The organism is Propionibacterium acidifaciens DSM 21887 (assembly GCF_000426605.1).
GTDB lineage: Bacteria > Actinomycetota > Actinomycetes > Propionibacteriales > Propionibacteriaceae > Propionibacterium > Propionibacterium acidifaciens.
Window position 1 is genome coordinate 132,560 of sequence record NZ_AUFR01000002.1, and the last position, 17,367, is coordinate 149,926.

Sequence of the window (17,367 nt, forward strand, 5' to 3'; positions counted from 1 at the left end):
GGACGCATGGCGGCGGCGAGGCGGTCGAGGCGGCGTGCTCTCCTCGTGGTCGCGATCGTCCTGGTCGGTGTTCTCCTCCCCGCCCTGCTCCTCTCCCTTGCTCTCTGCACGTCGCAGCACTGCTCGCAGCGCGTGCGGATGAGCGCCTACAACGCCCGGCGTGCGCAGCAGGCGCAGCAGGCGGTCGTCGACCACTGCCGCGACAAGTACGGCTTCGAACCCGAGATCACCGGCTACCGGGGGAGCACCGACATGGACGACGACCCCTCCCGCACGGCGGTCGACGACGCGGTCGTCTTCACCGCGCGCCACGACGGACGCGATTTCCACGTCGAGGCCGACTATGCGACGCACGAGCGGCCGATGTACAAGGTGCCCGATGGCCCGGTGGACGCCGGCATCTCGTCCTTCAGGGACAGCTACCAGGCGCCGGAGATCATCGCGGACACGTACCGGAGCATCGCCGATGCGCTGGACCTGCCGGCGCCCGTCTCCACCAATGCTGACACCATCGACGAGTCCGAGGTGATGGTGAGCGACCTCTACGACGGCGGCGACCCGCAGAGGGTGTTCGGCGCGACGATGGCCAGTCGCAACGATCTCGAACTGCTCTACCCCGGCGACGTGGACATCCGCGGCGCGCTCGACCGCGCCGACCGGCTGCTCGCCGGAGCCGGACCGGGGAACCCGGAGAACCTGGCGCTCCACTGCGTCCTCTACCAGATGAAGGACGGGGCCGATGCCGGCACCTGGAAGTGGGGGCAGGACCGGGACGCGGTCCTTCACGACGAGAGCCTCTACTTCCCCGAGGTCACCCGCGCCCTGAGGATCGACGCCCCCCTCTCCCAGGACTCGGATCCGAAGCGCGAGGCCACGACCCTCGTCGACGAGGACACGCCGCTGCTCCAGTGGGGGAGCTCCGCGTCGTTCGCGGAGCAGTTCACCGAGGTCGCCCCCCAGGATCTCCCCGACGACCTCTGCTGGGGGCGGCGCTCCTCCTGCTCGGCAGCGGAGCCCGTCGGCCCCACGTACCGGCGCACAGTCGACGGCGGGTCCGAGGGCCGACCCGTCTGGATGGACACGGTCTACATCCCCGACTCCGTCATGGCGGGATACCTGGCTCAGGGGCACGGCGATCCGGTCGTGCTCGTCCACTCGTCCAGCGAGTACCAGGGGTCCTGCTGCCAGAGATACGGGCTCGCGCACGTCGGCGGCTACTATGTGCTCGACGCCCTCCTCATCGACGACGGCGACTATCTCACCGTGGCCGCGTGACATGGCCGGTGCCGCGTCCGCGGCGCCGTCGGCCGGAGAGCGGAACGGGGCGGCTCGAGGAGGAGTAATGGAGTACACGCGACTCGGCGCCACGGACATCACGATCCCGCGGCTGTGCATCGGGGGCATGAGTTTCGGCCGGGTCTTCCCGGACTTCCACCAGTGGGTCATCGACCAGCCCGCAACCCAGGCGGTGATCGCCAGGGCCCTCGAGCTGGGGGTGAACTTCATCGACACGGCGAACGTCTACGCCCACGGCACGAGCGAGGAGTTCATCGGGCAGTCGCTGAAGAACTTGGGCGTCAACCGCGAGGACGTGGTGCTCGCCTCGAAGGTCTACTTCAACGAGGGGCACCTGTCGCGCCGGGCCATCGAGCGGGAGATCACCGCCACCCTCGGGCGGCTGGGCACCGACCACCTCGACCTCTACATCATCCACCGCTTCGACTACGACACCCCCGTCGAGGAGACCATGGAGGCCCTCGATGCGCTGGTGCGGGGCGGCCGCGTCCGCGCGATCGGGGCGAGCGCGATGTACGCCTACCAGCTGCACACCATGCAGGTCGTCGCCGACGGGCACGGCTGGACGAGGTTCGCGTCCATGCAGAACCACTACAACCTGCTCTACCGCGAGGACGAGCGGGAGATGATCCCCGTGTGCCGCCGGTACGGCATGTCGCTCACGCCCTACAGCCCGCTCGCCTCCGGTCACCTCGCGCGCCCGGACTGGGACGCGGACAGCGTCCGGGCCACCACCGACGTCACGATGCGCAGCAAGTACGACCGCGAGCGCGAGGCCGACCTGCCGATCGTCGCCCGCGTCGCCGAGCTCGCGGCCCGACGCGGGGTGCCGATGGCCGACATCGCCCTGGCCTGGCACTGGGCCAAGGGGGTCGCCGCCCCCGTCGTCGGCTGCTCGCGGCCCGGCCGCGTCGACGACGCGGTGCGCGCCCTCGACGTGCGGCTCACCGCCGACGAGGTGGCGCGCCTCGAGGAGCCCTACCGGCCGCACGAGCTCGTGGGGCCGCTCGTCCGTCCGGACGAGGGAGCCCTCGCCGGGACCGTTCAGGAGCCGCCGAAACGTTCGTGAGGGCGGGCCGACACGCCATCCACCATCCATCCAGGTGGCGGCGGTCGCCGTCCTGGTGCCCGTGAGGGCCGCTCGCCCGCCCGGACCCTGCCGGTCCGTTCCTGTCCGATGGCGCGGGCGGGGACGGCTCCGGCCGCGCGGCGCCCTGCCCATCACCCGGGTATCCGATTTCGACAAGGACAGACAGTTCCGGCCGCGCGGCGTCCCGTGCTCACAGCGAGGCGCTCGATCGGGAGCGTCCGAGGACGAGACCGATCACCAGGATCGCCACCGCGGACAGGACGCACACTCCGCAGTCGGACACCAACGGGTGCGGGGCGCTGTCCCGCACCCGGCCGTCACCCTGGGTCATGAGCGCTTGTGGCTGCGCAGCGCCTGGACGCCGGCGCAGGCGGCGACGAGCGCCACGGCCCCGAACAGTCCTTCGAGGGCGTCCTCACCGGTTCGCGGCATCCTGGCGGGCCTCGTCGTGGGCGACGTTCCCGGCGTCGGAGCAGTCGTCTCCTCAGGCGTCGTCGGCGCATCGGGAGTCGGCGTCACCTCGGGCATCGGGGTGGGTGTCGGAGTCGGCGCGGGCATCGGGGTGGGTGTCGGAGTCGGCGCGGGCGTGGCCTCGACGGCCTCGTTCGTCACGACGATGGAGATCACCCGGGTGTCCGGGTTGTACTCGCGCTGGTAATTCGCGGTCCAGCCCTCCGGCGCGTCCTCCTCGATGGTGGCGCCGGAGTTCAGCGGCAAGCCTTCGAAGGTGTGGGTCCAGCCGTTCGACTCATCGAGCACGGCGCTCTCCACACGGTGGCCGTCGATGGTCAGCCAGACCGTGGCGTTCTCGGGTGCGCTGAGCGCGGTCTGGCCCGGGTCCCAGTGCTTGGTCACGGTGAGGCTCTCGGTGTATTCGTGCTCGTTGCCGAGCACGACCTTGCCGTTCGAGCCGATGCCGCCGCCGCGGGTGGATGAGTTGTTCCGGATGGTCACTGTGGCGAGGCCGGAGGAGAGCTCGATGGCCTCTTCGCTCGGGGTGGCCTTGAGTTCGTAGGAGGCCGGGTCGTCGGTGATGCCCGAGACCGCCGTCTGGCCGGCCGTGTCGGTGGAGTAGCGGGCGACGTCCGGGTCGGGCACACCGACCGAGTTATCGGCGTCGGCTTCGAGGGTCGCGCCGTCCAGGTGCCAGTCGGCCAGGCCGCCGCCCAGCATGCGGTCGGAGATTGTCGCGGCCGTCTTCTTCTCGTTGTCGGGGAAGCGCACGATGGAGGCGTCATCGCCGGCGCCGGTGGCGGTGTTGCCGTAGAGGGCGGTACCGCTGTTCACGTTGATGCTGGCCTCGCCGGTGGGGCAGAACCACACGCCGCCGCCGAGCACGGAGGCCTCGTTGTCGGTGATGAGGGAGTCGTTGATGTACAGGGTGTAGGGCACCGAGCCGACGTAGAGTCCGCCGCCCTGCTTGCTGGCGGTGTTGTTCTCGATGGTTCCGGCGTTGATGCGCACCTCGCTGGAGGCCACGTAGACGCCGCCGCCGCAGCCCCTGTCCGTCTGCGTCGTCTCCTCCATCCGGGCGCTGTTGCCGGAGATCGTGCCGCCGTTCATGGTGAACGAGGCGGGGAAGAAGCTGGGCCACTGGCTGTAGACGATGTCGTAGTAGCGGCCGGGCGCGTCCTCGTAGGCGGTCTTGTGGAAGTAGGCGACGAAGGTGTCGTAGGTCGCGACGCCGCCACCCACGCCGACGGAGGTGTTGCCGGTGATGGCGCCGTCGTTCATGACGAAGTCGCTGCCGCTCTCGACGTAGACGCCGCCGCCAGCGCCGTCGGAGAGTTCACCCGTGGCCGTGGTCAGGCCCGTCGCCTGGCAGTTGGAGATCGTGCCGCCGTTCATCGTGAAGTGCGCCTTCGACCAGAAGTCGCGGTAGCCGGCGGAGCCGCCGTAGACGTAGACGCCGCCGCCATGCGGGGCCGAGCAGTTCGTGATCGTGCCGCCGTTCATCGTGAAGGTGGACTCGATGGCATTGTCGGCGGCGGCCCCATTCGGGTTGACCGCCAGGACGAGTACGCCGCCGGAGGTCTGGATCTGATCCCCGGCTGCGCCGTTGGAGATCTCGCCGCCCTCCATGGTGAAGGTTGCCCCGTCGATGAGGACCGATCCTGCGAACTGGTTGTCGATCGTGGTGTTCGTGATCGTGCCGCCGCTCATCGTCGCGGTGGCGCCGTCGCGGACGTAGACGGCCGCGCCATGATCGCGTTCGATCGTGGTGTCGGTGATCAGGCCGCTCGCCATGGTGAACGTGGCATCGCCGCCCGAGGCGATCACAGCGCCCACGTTCTGGTCGTCGGCGCCCTGCCGGGAGGCCAGCAGATTGCGCAGGGTGGCGCCGTCCAGGGTGAAGGAGCCCTCTGTGCGGACGAAGCTGTTCTCCCGACCCTGGCCGTCCAGCGTCACGTCGCCGCTGAGGGTGAACGTGCCGCCGGCCGCCACCTGGACGAACGGCTTGGCGCTGCCCGTGACGGTCGGCGCCGCGCCGTCGGCGTTCGTGATGGTGATGACCTTGCCGGCGGGGATCGTGACGGTGCCGGTCAGGGCGATGTCGCCCGTGAGCTTGATCGTCGTCGCGTCGCCGTCGGTCGCGGCGGCGATGGCGGCCAGCAGGTCCGCCTCGTCGTCCACCGTGACCGTCACGGCGTCGAAGAGGGCCGCGCGGGGCTGGGACGTCGACAGCGAGTCGGAATCGTCGGCCGGGGCCCCCTGCTGGAGCACCTGGGCGGGGATCGAGTTGCCCAGCCCGGTCGCTGTCGTCGTCCCGCCCGGTGCCACGATGCCGAACGCGAGGATCGCGCTCAACAGATAACAAAGCTTTTTCCTCATGAGTGCAGCCCCTCCTGGTCTGCTTCACGCCTCCGGGACTCTTCAGGGAGTGGCAGGGGTGTGAAGGTATTGAAAATTTATCTCTGACATAGTAGCAAGTCGTGGTGGAGAGCGGCACCGCATGGGCCGCATCGGCGCGGCGGTCACATGCCTGCTGTGGCACTGGCTAGTGGTGAGCCGGCGCGAGCAGCCCCTGCCGCCGTGGTCGACGGGCCCTGCTCGATCGGGCACGTGCGTGATATCCCTACTCAACCCTGAGCAGTTCCCCGGTTTCGATGAGGATGTCGAAGTGACTGCCTGACCACTCAGGGCTCCGCCGTGTCAGTGGTGGGGCTCTGTCGTGCGTTGCCCTGACTGATCAAGGAGGATCCGCATGCCCCTGCCGAACGACGCGTCTTCTCGATCCGATCCCGCGTCCCGCGATGATCCGACGACCGCGCTGGTCGAGGTCGGGGCCGGCATGGCCGTCCTCTTCGCGGACAGGTCCCCGTCCGAGATGGAACTGATCCCCTTCAGCATGATGGGCACCGAGACGACGAAGAGACTGACCGACCGGCTCGCGATCGGTGCCGGGCTGGTGAATACCGGGGTCCAAGGCGTCCAGGGCGCGCTGCCGGCGCAGGGGCTGGTCCGGCTCGCACCCCAGACGCTGGAGGCGCTCAAGACCGCGGTTCCGGTGCAGTCGGGGGCTGGAACCTGGGCGTCCTCACCGAGGGCCACGGTTTCTCGCACGTCATACGGTGGGCTCCGGCGACCAGTGCGCAGGCCGCCACCCTGCTGTCCTCGCTCGGGCCCGCAGCCGCGCTCCTGAGCCTGCAGATGCAGTTGGCCTCCGTCTCCCGCCGGGTTGATGAGAACCTCGAACTCACCCAGGAGGTTCTGAAGGAGTTGCGTCAGGACCATTGGAACACCCTGCTCGGCCTGTACGAAACCACGGTCCGTGCGGTGGAGGAGGCCCAGATGGTGGGCTTCGTCAACCAGCACATCTACGGTGCCGTGAAGACGAGGGAGGCCGACCTGCGCGCGGAGCGCCATGTTTTCGACGACTACGTGAAGGGCCACGTCAAGGCCCTCAGTCCGAATGCCAGGAGTCGCAATGAGTATCTCCAGGGGCACGGCGAGGAGATCATCGCCGACGCCCATGGGCTTCTCATGGCCGAGGGTTCCTGGTTCCGCTTCCGGGTGCTGCGAGCCGCCTCCATCGCCTACGACGAGGACCACGCCGCTGAGAATCAGCAGCTGCTGACTTCCCTCGTGGAGACGACCCAACAGGAGCACGACGAGGCGATGGGGCGCATCGCGGAGCTGCTCGAGGCCCTCGAGCGGCGGGCCCGCCTGGTGGCCGCACTGCCCGGCAGGCGGTCGTTCAAGCTCGGCGCCGGTCGAGGTACGGACCGCCACGACATCGCACCACTGGCCGAAGCGCTGGCCGAAAAGGTGGCGGTTCTCCGCAACCGTCCCCACCGGATCGGCGAGTTGCCGCAACCGGCCCTGGCAGTGTTCAAGGACGGGACCGCTCCGAAGGAATTGCTGCGGATCCTGCAGTACGTTCTGCCGGAGGGGACGAGGCTGCTGGCGCTCGCCGATGTGAATGACACCGAGCATCTCATCCACGGCAATGCGTATCTCGGTGTCACGCCCGAGCACTTCTTCCTCTCGTCCCAGAGCGGCGTCAACAGCCAGGGCATCATCGAAAGACAGATTCCACTTGCCGACATCCGCTACGTGCGCACCGGCGCCGACAGGGCCGCAGGACTGGTGCTGGACGTCATCACCAAGGATGAGAACATCCGGATCTCCTTCGACGCGTGGGCCCAGGAGGGAGAGCGCCTGAAGGATGCTCGTCGGCTCGGCACCCTGCTTGCGTCCGCCATGAACATCCCAGATGAAGAGCGGTGTTCGGACCCATTGCTCCCTTCCCCGGCGGTGCCGGACCGAATGGAACTGCCCGGCGATCCTCAGCGGTTCCCTGCGCCGCGTCGCTCGGCGTGAGCCGGTCGAAGGGCCGCATGGGGCCGGATCGCTTCCACCGACCGACCCGGCATCCCCACCGGGGACGTCATGGACTGAATCCTGACTCTCATCGAAGGCGAGTGGAGGACATGCGAACTCAGTGATTCACAGGCATCGTCGCCGTACTTCGTCGCGTTTCTGTCTGTCGTAGCCCGCGTCCGGCATCCTTCAAGATTTTCCGTCCTTGGTCTGATTTGATCTCTTCAAATCATGCGCTGACCGCTGGGGTCAGCAAGAAATGGGTGCGATCATGTCGAGCAATGGCATTTCCCCTCGTTTCCGATACATGGCAAAGGGTGCTGATGGGGCCGAGGGAACGATTGTCATCCGTAATGGCGAGTGGCTTGCTGTCACGTGGCCCGGTGAGGGGCATTCTCCTGACGAGAATGTCTTCCCTGGTTCGGAGAGACTTGGTCAAATCCTTCCTTCCGGACCAGTCTGCTCGACCGCGTGATCCGCACGAAGCGGCAGCGCCGCGCAGCGGCGGAGGCGGTCGAGGACGAGCCCGAACCGCTTGAGGCGGGATCGGTGCTCTGGGGGCGACGGTCGTGGCTGCGCCGGGGAGGCCGCCACGAGGCACGGCTCGCCCTGCTGGGCGGCGGGCCACTCGCAGCAGGCGGCCTCGGCATGGCCGGCGGCAGTTCGTCATCGCGATCGCGGGGCATCATGGTCTCGGCGCGGCGGCTGTCCCGTGTCCCATGGCTGGACCGCCGCCGCATGTCTGGCGCATCACGGGTAATCTGCCATGCCGGGTGCCGCCGGGCCCGCCGGGGAGGCGGGCGCCGCAGCGGCGGGGGAGAGTGGCCAGTGGCATCGGGAGCCGGGGCGAGGGCGTTCAGGGCCGCATTCCCCTGCACGTTGCCCATCTTCGCCGGGTTCTGGTTCCTGGGGTTCGCCTACGGCGTGTACATGAACGTGTCGGGGTTCGGCTTCTGGTTCCGACGCTCATGAGCCTGACCGTCTTCGGCGGCTCCCTGGAATTCGTCGCCGTCTCGATGCTGCCCGCCCCCTTCGCACCGGCTCAGGTCATGGCCATCACCTGCATGGTGCAGGCGAGGCATCTGTTCTACGGGATCGCCATGCTCGACCGGTACCGGGACATGGGCTGGAAGAAGGCCTACCTGATCTTCGGGCTGTGCGACGAGACCTTCTCCATCAACTACTCGGCGCGGATCCCCGAGGGCGTGGACCGCGGCTGGTTCTACTTCTTCGTCACCCTGCTCAACCACTTCTACTGGGTCTCGGGCGCCACCATCGGCGGTGTGGCCGGCTCGCTCGTGGCCTTCGACACCTCGGGTCTCGAATTCGTGATGACGGCCATGTTCGTCGTGATCTTCCTGGACCAGTGGCTGAAGGAGCGCAGGCACTGGACCGCGCTCATCGGCGTCGGCGCGGCGGCGGGATGCCGGCTCGTCTTCGGCGCCGATTCGTTCGTCGTGCCCACGATGGTTTGCATCCTGGTGCTGCTCATGGCTCCGCGCAGGCCGATCGAGGTCGAGGGAGGTCTGCTGTGAGTCCTGCCCAGCAGGTCTGGACCGTCGGTATCTGCGTCCTCGGCACCGTTGCCATGCGCTTTCTGCCGTTCCTCGCGTTCGGCCGCGGGCGGCGGACGCCGGAGTTCGTCCGTTACCTCGGCCGGGCGTTGCCCGCAGCGGTCTTCGGCATGCTGGTGGTCTACAGTCTCAAGGACGTCTCCCTCGTCTCGGGCGGTCACGGGGTCCCTGAGGTGATCGGGATTGCTGTCACGGTGGGGCCTCACCTGTGGAGGCGGCAGATGCTGGTCTCCATCGCTGGTGGCACCATCGTCTACATGCTGCTCGTGCAGTTCGTGTTCTGAGCCCGCCGGCCCTGGCGGGCCGGACCGAGGAGATCGCCGAACTCGTGGCCTTGCCGATGCCCGACGACGGGCCGGTGATGACGATTGTGCTCATGCCTTCTCCTGTGCCCGGAAGGTGCTCTGTCCATGGACCGGCCGGTCTGTCACCGGTTCCATTCCCTCATGGTCATGCCGTCGAACTCGACCTGCCCGCGATGGTCGTGCACCTCGATGGCATCCAAGGCGGCGTCGAGCTCGCGGAACTCCACGTCGGAGAATTCCACGTCGCATGCGCCGAGATTCTCCAGCACGCGCTCCCTGCGCTTCGAGCCCGGGATGGGCACGATGTTCGGGTACTTCGCCAGCATCCATGCCAGCGCGATCTGCGCCTTGGTCGCCCGGTGCGCGATTGCGCAGCGCTCCAACAGCTCGAGGACGGGCTGGTTCGCCCTGATGTTCTGCGCGGAGAGCTGGGGCACGAACTTCCGCACGTCATCGGCGTGCGAGGAATCCGTTGCCGCGTCGACTCCGCCCGAGAGGAAGCCGGAGGCGACCGGTGAGAAGGGGACGACCCCGATGCCGTGCTCCAGGCAGAACAGGATGACCTCATGTTCGCAGTCGCGCTCGAGCATGTTGTAGAGATTCTGGACCGCCGAGACCGGGGCGACGGCGTGCGCCGCGGCGAGCGTGTTCACGTCCACTTGTGACAGGCCCCATCCCCGGATGAGGCCGTCGGATAAGGCCGTCGCCGATGAGCCTGCTCATGACATCGGCGACCGCCTGCACCGGAACCCCGCGGTTCACGCGGTGCAGATAGTAGAGATCGACGTGGTCCGTTCGCAGGTTCTTCAGCGACCGGGCGAGATGGTCGCGGATGCAGGACTCGACCCCGTCGGTGCCCTCGGGGGCGTCTCCCGTGAAGTGGAACTTGGTCGCCAGCGTCACCGAGTCGCGGAAGCCCCGCACGGCGTCACCGAGCAGCTTCTCGTTGTGCCCGGCGCCGTGAAGAGCTGCTCCATAGCCCTCTGCGGTGTCGAAGAAGGTGCAGCCGGCGTCGTAAGCCGCGCGGATCGTCGCGACCGACTCCTCCTCGGGCGGGATCCGTCCGTAGCCGTGGGACAGGCCCATGCAGCCCATCCCGATCTCGGAGACCTCCAGGCTGCCCAGACGACGTTTCTTCATGCTCCCTCCCACCTTCTGCTGCTTCATCGCGGGTCCTGACGGCGCAACGCAGGTCGGGCCCCGGGCCCCGTTCGTCCACCGCTCAGTACAGGGTGCCGCCGCCCAGCTGCTGGGTCCTGACCAGGTCGCGCACCAGCCAGCCGACGACCTTCGGGTCGTAGTGGGCGAAGATGCGCGGCAGGGTGCCGTCGTCCAGGGCGGCGAAGGCGGCCATGTCCTCGGCGTCCAGTTCGAAGTCGAAGACGTCGGAGTTCTCGGCCATGCGCTCGCGGTGCGTCGACTTCGGGATGACGACGACGTCCTTCTGCATGAGCGCTCGCAGGACCACCTGGCCCGGCCTCTTGCCGTGTTTGGCGTCGATCCCGGCCAGGGTCGGGTCGGCGAAGATGTTGTTCTGCCCCTCGGCGAAGGGCGCCCAGGCCTCGTGGACGACGCCCAGCTCGGCCATGACGGCGTGCGCGGCGTCCTGCTGTCGGAAGGGGTGCGTCTCGACCTGGTTCACCGCCGGTGGGATCTCGGCCAGGGCGGCGACGTCGACGAGGCGCTCGGGGTAGAAGCTCGAGACGCCGATGGCGCGCAGCTTCCCGGCCCGGTACGCCTCCTCCATGGCGCGGTAGGCCCCGGGTAGTCGCTCATCGCCTGGTGCAGGAGCATGAGGTCGATGTGGTCGGTGCCCAGCTTCTCCAGCGACTCGTCGATGGAGGCGGCCGCCCGCTCGTGGTTCATGTTCGACACCCAGATCTTCGATGTGATGAAGATCTCGTCGCGGGGCACGCCGGCGGCGGCGACGGCGGCGCCCGCGCCTTCCTCGTTGGCGTAGGCCTGGGCGGTGTCGATGAGCCGGTAGCCGACTTCGAGGGCCTCTGCCACGCAGTGCTCGGTCTCGTCGGGCGGGGTCTGGAGGACGTCGTAGCCGAGCATCGGCATCTCGACGCCGTTGTTGAGAATCACGGTGGGGACGGTTGTGGTCACAGGTCCTCCTGAGAGGTCGCTCTGAGCGGGTCGAGTTGTGCAGCCGCCGCGGGGCCGGATGGTGCATGCCCCCGGAGCGCCTGCGCCGACGAGCCGTGTGCTGTCGTCGCCGCGGGGCGGGCCCTCCCCGTCGGGGCGCGTGTCAGCCGGGCCGGGTCCACCCCGCCGGCGGGTTCAGGCCTGCTGGGAGTAGTCGTTGGTGGTCAGTACGAAGGCGGGCGGCTCATCCGGGATCCGGTAGTAGGGCTGCTGCGGGATCCCGTTGATCGTGGCGATCTCGGCGGCGGTGAGCTCGACGTCGAGGGCGGCCAGGTTGTCGGCCATGTGGGCGGGGCTGAGGGTCTTGGGGAATGTGATGTTCCGCTCCGCCAGATGCCAGGCGAGGATCACCTGGGCGGGAGTGGCGCCGGTGCGCTGCGCGGCGGCGGCGATGACGGGCTCCTCAAGCAGCGTCTTGTCGCCATGGCCGAGCGGGTACCAGGCCTCCACCAGCACTTCGGTGCCGGTCGCCTCGGACATCCGGGCCTTGAGCTCGTGCTGGTTCCAGCGCGGGTGCGCCTCGACCTGGTGGACGGCCGGGATGATCTCGGCGACGTCGAGGATCTCCTGGAACTTGGCGATCGGGAAGTTGGACAGGCCGATCGAGCGGACCCTGCCGGCCGCCACGGCCTCCTCCATCGCCTTCCAGCCGGACACGTACTCCCCGTAAGGCTGGTGGAACAGCAGCAGGTCCACGTAGTCCAGGCCGAGCCGGGCCAGGGTGGCGTCGATGTCCTCGACCGCCTGAGCGTAGGGGTAGGACTGCGGGAACAGCTTGGTGGTGATGAACAGATCCTCGCGCGCGAGCTCGCCGGCGGCGATGGCGTCGCGCACCACCTCGCCGACGGCGACCTCGTTGAAGTAGGCGTTGGCGGTGTCGATGTGCCGGTAGCCGAGCTTGAGCGCCTGGGGCAGATGCTCGCGCACCTGGTCGGAGGTCATGAGGAAGACGCCGTAGCCCAGGGCGGGGATGGTCCGGCCGTTGTTCATCGTGAAGGACGGGATGGCGGTCATGGTGCGCTCCTTCGGATCGCGAAACGTGCTCACCCCAGATTCACTGCGGTGCTTGTCACAAGTCTTCGTCGGATCGTGGCGCGGATAAAATGCCAATGTCGGAACCGTTGATGCACCGAATGCATGAGCGAGAGGCGGGCGCGATGGATCCGGAGCAGCTGCGGCAGCTCGATGCGATCGCGAACGCGGGCACCATGAGCGCAGCCGCCCGCACGGTGCACATCTCCCAGCCGGCGTTGAGCCGCTCGCTGCGTCGTCTTGAGACCGAGCTCGGCCAGCCCCTGTTCGATCGGGTCGGCCGGCGTCTCGAGATGAACGAGGCGGGCAGGATCGCACTCGAACATGCCCGGCAGATCCTGCGCGACGAGCGCCTCATGCGCGACGCCCTCGACGAGGCGGCCCGCCGCACCAAGGCGCTGCGCGTCGGCACGGTCGCGCCGGCCCCGCTGTGGCGCCTGACCGCGCTCATCGTGGAACGCTTCCCGCAGACGGTGCTCACCTCGCAGATGCTCGCGGAAGCGGACGTCGAGGCGGGCATCATCGCCGGGAACATCGACCTCGCGGTCGCCCTGCGGACCCACCCCCTGCCGACGGTCCGATCCACCCGGCTCATGGTGGAGAATCTCGCGGTCGCCCTGCCCGCCGATCACGCCCTGGCCGGTCGGAGCGCGGTGAGCGCCGCCGAACTCGATGGCGAGACCTTCCTGCTCCTGGCGGACATCGGTTTCTGGCGGGAGCGCTGCGACCGGCACCTGCCGCACGCGCAGTTCGTCGTGCAGGAGGACCGTGGTGTCTTCGAGCAGCTGACGCGGACCTCGGCACTGCCCTACTTCGTCACCGATGCGCCCTCGCTGTCCGCGCCTGCGCCGGGGCGCGTCGTGGTGCCGATCCGGGACGCCATGGCGCACGCCACCTTCTACCTGCTGGCACGAACGGAAGGGCGCCAGGAGACCACCGACGTGTTCGACTGGGTCAGCCGGCAGTAGGACGCGCCGGGCATGGCGCGGGCATCCGCCGCCGGGCGCCGATGCGGTGGGCCACCGCCCTCGGCGGTCAGCCGAGAGCCGGCGCGGGAGCCGCTACGAGGGGCGGCCGGGAGTCCGTCTCGGGCGGCCGCCGACCGACGAGCCCGTACCGTGGCCCGAGCCCCCTGACGAGGGCCGCCACGATGAGCGCCGCCGCCGTCTCCGCGACGACGACGGAGAACCAGATGCCCGTCGGGCCGAACAGGGGCGGCAGCAGGAGGACCGCGCCGACCTCCAGCCCGAGCGTGCGGACCGCCGCCAGGGCCGCCGAGAGCAGACCGTTGCCGAGGGCGGTGAACAGCGACGAGCCGTAGAGGCCCACGCCCATCGGCAGGAACGAGAGCGAGAAGATGCGGAAGGCCCGCTCGGTCAGGGCGAGGAGCGCCGGGTCGTGGCCGGCGAAGGCCAGGGCGAGCGGGCGGGCCAGGAGCTGCGAGACGACGAGCATCCCGGCGCCGGCGACGGTCACGACGACGAGCGAGGCGCGCATGAGGCTGCGCTTCTCGACGGCGTTGGCGGCGCCGTGCTGGAAGCTCATGAGCGGTGCCGAAGCCATGCAGAATCCCTCGAAGACGGCGGTGAAGACCATGCTGACGTACATGACCGTGCCGTAGGCGGCCACGCCGTCCCGGCCGATGAGCCGCAGCAACTGCAGGTTGTAGACGATGCTCACGACCGACACCGCGATCGAGGCCATCATCTCGGACGAGCCGTTCGCGCAGACCGATCCGAGGGCGGCCGGGTCCCTCGCCGGGCGGCCCAGTCGCAGAAGGCTGTCGTTGGGCCGTGCGAACCAGACGAGCGGGGCGAGGCCGCCGATGAGTTCGGCGACGACGGTCGCCCAGGCGGCGCCGGTCACGCCCAGACCGAGGACGCCGACGAGCAGGAGGTCCAGGACGACGTTGGCCAGACCCGCCGCGATCGTCACGCGCAGTCCGAGCCGGGGCCTGCCGGCGGTCGAGGCGAAGGTCTGGAAGGCGTACTGCAGCATGAATGCCGGCAGGGAGACCATCGAGATCCGGCCGTACCGGACGCACAACTCCAGCAGCTCGCCGGAGGCGCCCAGCGCCTCGGCGACGGGGCGCATGAGGACGGCTCCGACGACCGCCAGCACGATGCCGGCGGCGAGCGTGGCATGGATGATCATCGAGAAGTAGCGGTTCGCCAGCTCGTCGTCGCCCTCGCCGCGCGTGCGGGCGACGAGCGCGCTGCCGCCCGAGCCCATCATGAAGCCGAGCGTGCCGAGGATCATGATGAACGGCATGATGAGGTTGACCGCCGCGAAGGCCGTCGTGCCGGCGCAGTTCGAGACGAACAGCCCGTCGACGACGCCGTAGACCGAGGTGAGGATCATCATCGCGATCGAGGGCAGGGTGAAGCGCAGCAGGGCGCGCCGGCCCAGGTGTCGCGACATGTCCATCGTCAGGACGCTCCTGTGCTCGTCACTCATCCGATTGCAGATCGAGCCCCCTCGGCACGAGCCGGTGCACGAGGACGGCGACGATCACCGTGATGAGGCCGCCGACGGCCGAGGTCAGCACGACCGAGCCGTTGAAGGAGGCGGTGGCCCGGCTCGCCAGCTCGTCGAGGCCGTGCTCACGGGCGATCGAGACCGCGGCCGCGTAGGACTGCGAGGCCTGCGCGGCGAGCCCGGCGTCCACCCCGGCCTCGGCCAGGGAGTCGGCGTCCAGGCCGAGGCGGTAGGCGATCGAGGCGATCGAGCCGAGGACCGCCACCCCCAGCACATTGCCGAGATCGTAGGCGATCTCCTCGAAAGCCGCCCCGCTGGAGGCCTTCTCGGGCGGGGTGGCTCCCATGAGCGCGGCCGATCCGACCGCCAGCGAGCCCATGCCCAGGCCGACCAGGGCCATGACGACCGCGACGAGCGGATAGCCCAGGGCGCCCCGCAGCAGGAACAGCAGCAGCAGGGCCAGCCCCGCGACGGCGATGCCGCCGGCCATGACCCGCCGGGCCCCAGCAGCCGCGCCAGCGCGGGGGCCGTGGCCCCGGAGAGGATGCCCGACAGCACCGCCGGCAGCAGCAGGACGCCCGAGCGCAGGGGGCTGAAGCCGTTCACCAGCTGCATCCACTGCGAGAGCAGGAAGAGCATCGAGGCCAGCGCGAACATCGAGCCGAATGCGGCCAGGATGCCGCCGGTGAAGGTCCGGTCGGCGAACAGCCGCACCTTGAGCAGGGGCTCGGCGGCCCTCAGGCAGCGGCGGACGAAGAGCGCCAGGAGCGCGATGCCGGCGCTCAGCGCGAGTGCGAGGGTGAGCAGCAGCCGGGGCGCCGGCGCCTCGTCGCCGGCGGCGATGTGTTTGAGCGCCCAGACCGTCAGCACCATGCCCAGCAACGAGAGCACCGCGGCGGCCGGGTCCCAGGGGCCCTTCTTCACCACCTTGATCTCCGGCAGCACGGCGATGCCCGCGACGAGCACGAGACCCATGAGCGGGATGTTCACCAGGAAGGCCGAGTGCCAGCTGAAGCGCTCCACCAGGAATCCCCCGAGCACGGGGCCGACCGCCATGCCGGCGCCGCCCACGATGGACCAGGCCGCGACGGCCACCGCCCGTTCCGCCGCGTCCAGGAAGATGTTGCGCACCGCCGAGATCGTCGTCGGCATGATGAGGGCGGCCGCGAATCCCATCACCGCCCGCACCCCGATGACCCCCGGCGCGCTGCGGGCCGCCAGGACCAGCGCGGAGCCGACGCAGAACACCAGGGCGCCGCTCAGGAAGGTCCGCTTCCGGCCGATGCGGTCGGACAGGGAGCTGGCCGCCACGAGCAGCCCGGCCAGGACCAGGGAGTAGACGTCCACGATCCACAGCTGCTGCTCGGAGCTCGGGTGCAGCTGCGTCGAGATGCCCGGCAGCGCGATGTCCATGATCGTCAGGTCGATGGCCAGCACGAACTGGGCGAAGAGCAGCACGAGCAGCACCGCCCAGCGGCGCCGTCCGCCCAGCGCGGTGGTGAGGACCGTGCCGGCGCGGGGCTCCTCGGCGGGGATGTTCCTCTCGCAGTGCGTGGTGCTCATGCCCGCCCGCCACCGATCCGGTCGAGCGCCGCGCAGAGCGCATCGGCGTAGTCGCCCATCGCTCTCAGCAGCCGGGGGAGCCGCTCGGCGGGGACGGTGCCGAGCGCGGCGAGCTCGGCGGCGACGACCGGGGCGATGTGCTCGCCGGCCAGGGCGAGGCCCTCGTCGGTGAGGAAGATCCGCGTGGCGCGCCCGGTGCCGTGCTCGACGCGGACGACGCCCTCGCCCTGGAGCTTCTTGATCGACGAGTTCACCGTCTGCTTGCCGGTGAAGCACAGCTCGCACAGCTGCTTCTGCGAGCAGCCCTGGCCGGCCACGTGCAGGGCGTAGAGGATGTCGAAGGCGCTGTCGGACAGGCCCGCCGCCCGGGCAGCCCGGCCGTAGGCCTCGTCGATGCGTTTGGTCGCCCTGTTGATGCTGCGCTGCGCGCCCTCGAGCTCGCTCCCCACTGCGCCTCCGTCCCTCCCTGAATCCGATTTCGGACTCGATGCAATCGCCTGGAATGCTACCCGTCCGGGGGGAGCGCTCAAGCCGGGTGGCAACCTGACCGGGGCCGCGGATCGGCCGCCCGGCCCGGCGGGGGCCCGGGCGACTCGGGACACCGGCTGCATGCCGCTGGCGGCATCCGGTGGCGCCGGTGGTGCAGGGCATCATGACGGCAATGGCCGGCGCCTCCCGTCCGGTGCTCGGGCTCGGTGCTCACTGCGCTGCCGACCGTCCGCCGGTGGTCGCTGCCTTGGACGGCTGGGTGGATGGCCCCGAACCGCTCGCGACCCCTCGGGATTCCTACGAACTTCCGCGGTCATCCGAGTGGCCCACCACCGGCGGCTTCTCGGGGTGTTTCCTCTGGCGGCGCTCATGGCAGATCTTTCCGTGCGTTCGCTGCCTTCGTGGAGCCCTGGGCGGTTCAATCAATTCAGGTTCTGGAGTGCTTGGTGTTTTTCGGACAGTGGGTGAAATGATCGTGAGGTAGAATTAGATCATGTCGGCACCGAAATACAGTGCGGAGTTTAAGGAACAAGTCGTTCTCGAGATCGTCCAGAAGTCCAGGCCG

At 69.2% G+C, this 17,367-nt stretch carries 15 protein-coding genes and 2 pseudogenes; 7 read left to right on the forward strand and 10 right to left on the reverse strand.

Going from position 1 to position 17,367, the window contains the following annotated elements; all coding sequences use genetic code 11:
* Positions 1-45: 45 nt before the first annotated feature.
* Both K336_RS0102110 and K336_RS0102115 read left to right on the forward strand, forming a co-directional pair.
* The gene (locus tag K336_RS0102110; RefSeq protein WP_028706160.1) at positions 46-1,275 is read left to right on the forward strand and encodes a hypothetical protein; all 1,230 of its coding nucleotides are present in this window, start codon (positions 46-48) and stop codon (positions 1,273-1,275) included.
* Positions 1,276-1,342: 67 nt separating this feature from the next.
* Positions 1,343-2,365, forward strand: a complete 1,023-nt coding sequence (locus tag K336_RS0102115) for an aldo/keto reductase (protein WP_021797064.1) — start codon at positions 1,343-1,345, stop codon at positions 2,363-2,365.
* Positions 2,366-2,576: 211 nt separating this feature from the next.
* Here K336_RS0102115 and K336_RS18335 read toward each other — a convergent pair whose 3' ends face one another.
* Positions 2,577-2,717, reverse strand: a complete 141-nt coding sequence (locus tag K336_RS18335; protein ID WP_155944957.1) for a hypothetical protein — start codon at positions 2,715-2,717, stop codon at positions 2,577-2,579.
* Complete coding sequence (locus K336_RS13745; RefSeq protein WP_021797077.1) at positions 2,714-5,218, reverse strand: Cna B-type domain-containing protein; 2,505 nt, start codon at positions 5,216-5,218, stop codon at positions 2,714-2,716. Before K336_RS13745 ends, K336_RS18335 begins: the two co-directional genes overlap by 4 nt.
* Positions 5,219-5,591: 373 nt before the next feature.
* On the opposite strand from K336_RS13745, the gene K336_RS16720 reads away from it, so the two are divergent.
* The 4 genes from K336_RS16720 (at position 5,592) to K336_RS0102140 (ending at position 9,068) form a co-directional block, all read left to right on the forward strand.
* Complete coding sequence (locus K336_RS16720) at positions 5,592-6,029, forward strand: hypothetical protein (protein ID WP_028706161.1); 438 nt, start codon at positions 5,592-5,594, stop codon at positions 6,027-6,029.
* Positions 6,030-6,037: 8 nt separating this feature from the next.
* Positions 6,038-7,210 (forward strand): hypothetical protein, encoded by a 1,173-nt coding sequence (locus K336_RS13750; RefSeq protein WP_028706162.1) that lies wholly within the window; start codon positions 6,038-6,040, stop codon positions 7,208-7,210.
* A gap of 719 nt (positions 7,211-7,929) precedes the next feature.
* Complete coding sequence (locus K336_RS13755) at positions 7,930-8,745, forward strand: AzlC family ABC transporter permease (protein ID WP_459166156.1); 816 nt, start codon at positions 7,930-7,932, stop codon at positions 8,743-8,745.
* Positions 8,742-9,068 (forward strand): branched-chain amino acid transporter permease, encoded by a 327-nt coding sequence (locus K336_RS0102140; protein WP_028706163.1) that lies wholly within the window; start codon positions 8,742-8,744, stop codon positions 9,066-9,068. The genes K336_RS13755 and K336_RS0102140 overlap by 4 nt, the downstream gene beginning before the upstream one ends.
* Before the next feature lie 143 nt (positions 9,069-9,211).
* On the opposite strand, the gene K336_RS19210 is transcribed toward K336_RS0102140, so the two are convergent.
* From K336_RS19210 to K336_RS0102155, 4 genes and pseudogenes are all read right to left on the reverse strand, one after another.
* The gene (locus K336_RS19210) at positions 9,212-9,748 is read right to left on the reverse strand and encodes an aldo/keto reductase (RefSeq protein WP_211223412.1); all 537 of its coding nucleotides are present in this window, start codon (positions 9,746-9,748) and stop codon (positions 9,212-9,214) included.
* The gene (locus K336_RS19215) at positions 9,654-10,256 is read right to left on the reverse strand and encodes an aldo/keto reductase (RefSeq protein WP_211223413.1); all 603 of its coding nucleotides are present in this window, start codon (positions 10,254-10,256) and stop codon (positions 9,654-9,656) included. Before K336_RS19215 ends, K336_RS19210 begins: the two co-directional genes overlap by 95 nt.
* A 55-nt stretch (positions 10,257-10,311) precedes the next feature.
* Positions 10,312-11,156, reverse strand: a pseudogene (locus K336_RS13765) (aldo/keto reductase).
* A 219-nt stretch (positions 11,157-11,375) separates the two neighbouring features.
* Positions 11,376-12,254, reverse strand: a complete 879-nt coding sequence (locus tag K336_RS0102155) for an aldo/keto reductase (RefSeq protein ID WP_028706164.1) — start codon at positions 12,252-12,254, stop codon at positions 11,376-11,378.
* A gap of 143 nt (positions 12,255-12,397) precedes the next feature.
* Between K336_RS0102155 and K336_RS0102160 the strand changes: the two genes are divergently transcribed.
* Positions 12,398-13,240, forward strand: coding sequence for a LysR family transcriptional regulator (locus K336_RS0102160; protein WP_028706165.1), 843 nt, complete (start codon positions 12,398-12,400; stop codon positions 13,238-13,240).
* Between the two features lie 67 nt (positions 13,241-13,307).
* Here the strand turns inward: K336_RS0102160 and K336_RS13770 are convergent, their stop codons facing one another.
* From K336_RS13770 to K336_RS18925, 4 genes and pseudogenes are all read right to left on the reverse strand, one after another.
* Positions 13,308-14,729, reverse strand: coding sequence for an MATE family efflux transporter (locus K336_RS13770; RefSeq protein ID WP_081660507.1), 1,422 nt, complete (start codon positions 14,727-14,729; stop codon positions 13,308-13,310).
* Positions 14,722-15,240, reverse strand: a complete 519-nt coding sequence (locus K336_RS19590) for an MFS transporter (protein WP_028706166.1) — start codon at positions 15,238-15,240, stop codon at positions 14,722-14,724. The genes K336_RS13770 and K336_RS19590 overlap by 8 nt, the downstream gene beginning before the upstream one ends.
* A gap of 47 nt (positions 15,241-15,287) precedes the next feature.
* Positions 15,288-16,313: pseudogene (locus tag K336_RS20050) on the reverse strand (MFS transporter); the annotation flags it as partial.
* Positions 16,310-16,762: a MarR family winged helix-turn-helix transcriptional regulator gene (locus K336_RS18925; RefSeq protein ID WP_051245321.1), complete on the reverse strand. Its 453-nt coding sequence runs from the start codon at positions 16,760-16,762 to the stop codon at positions 16,310-16,312. The pseudogene K336_RS20050 and the gene K336_RS18925, both read right to left, overlap by 4 nt.
* Between the last annotated feature and the right edge of the window lie 605 nt (positions 16,763-17,367).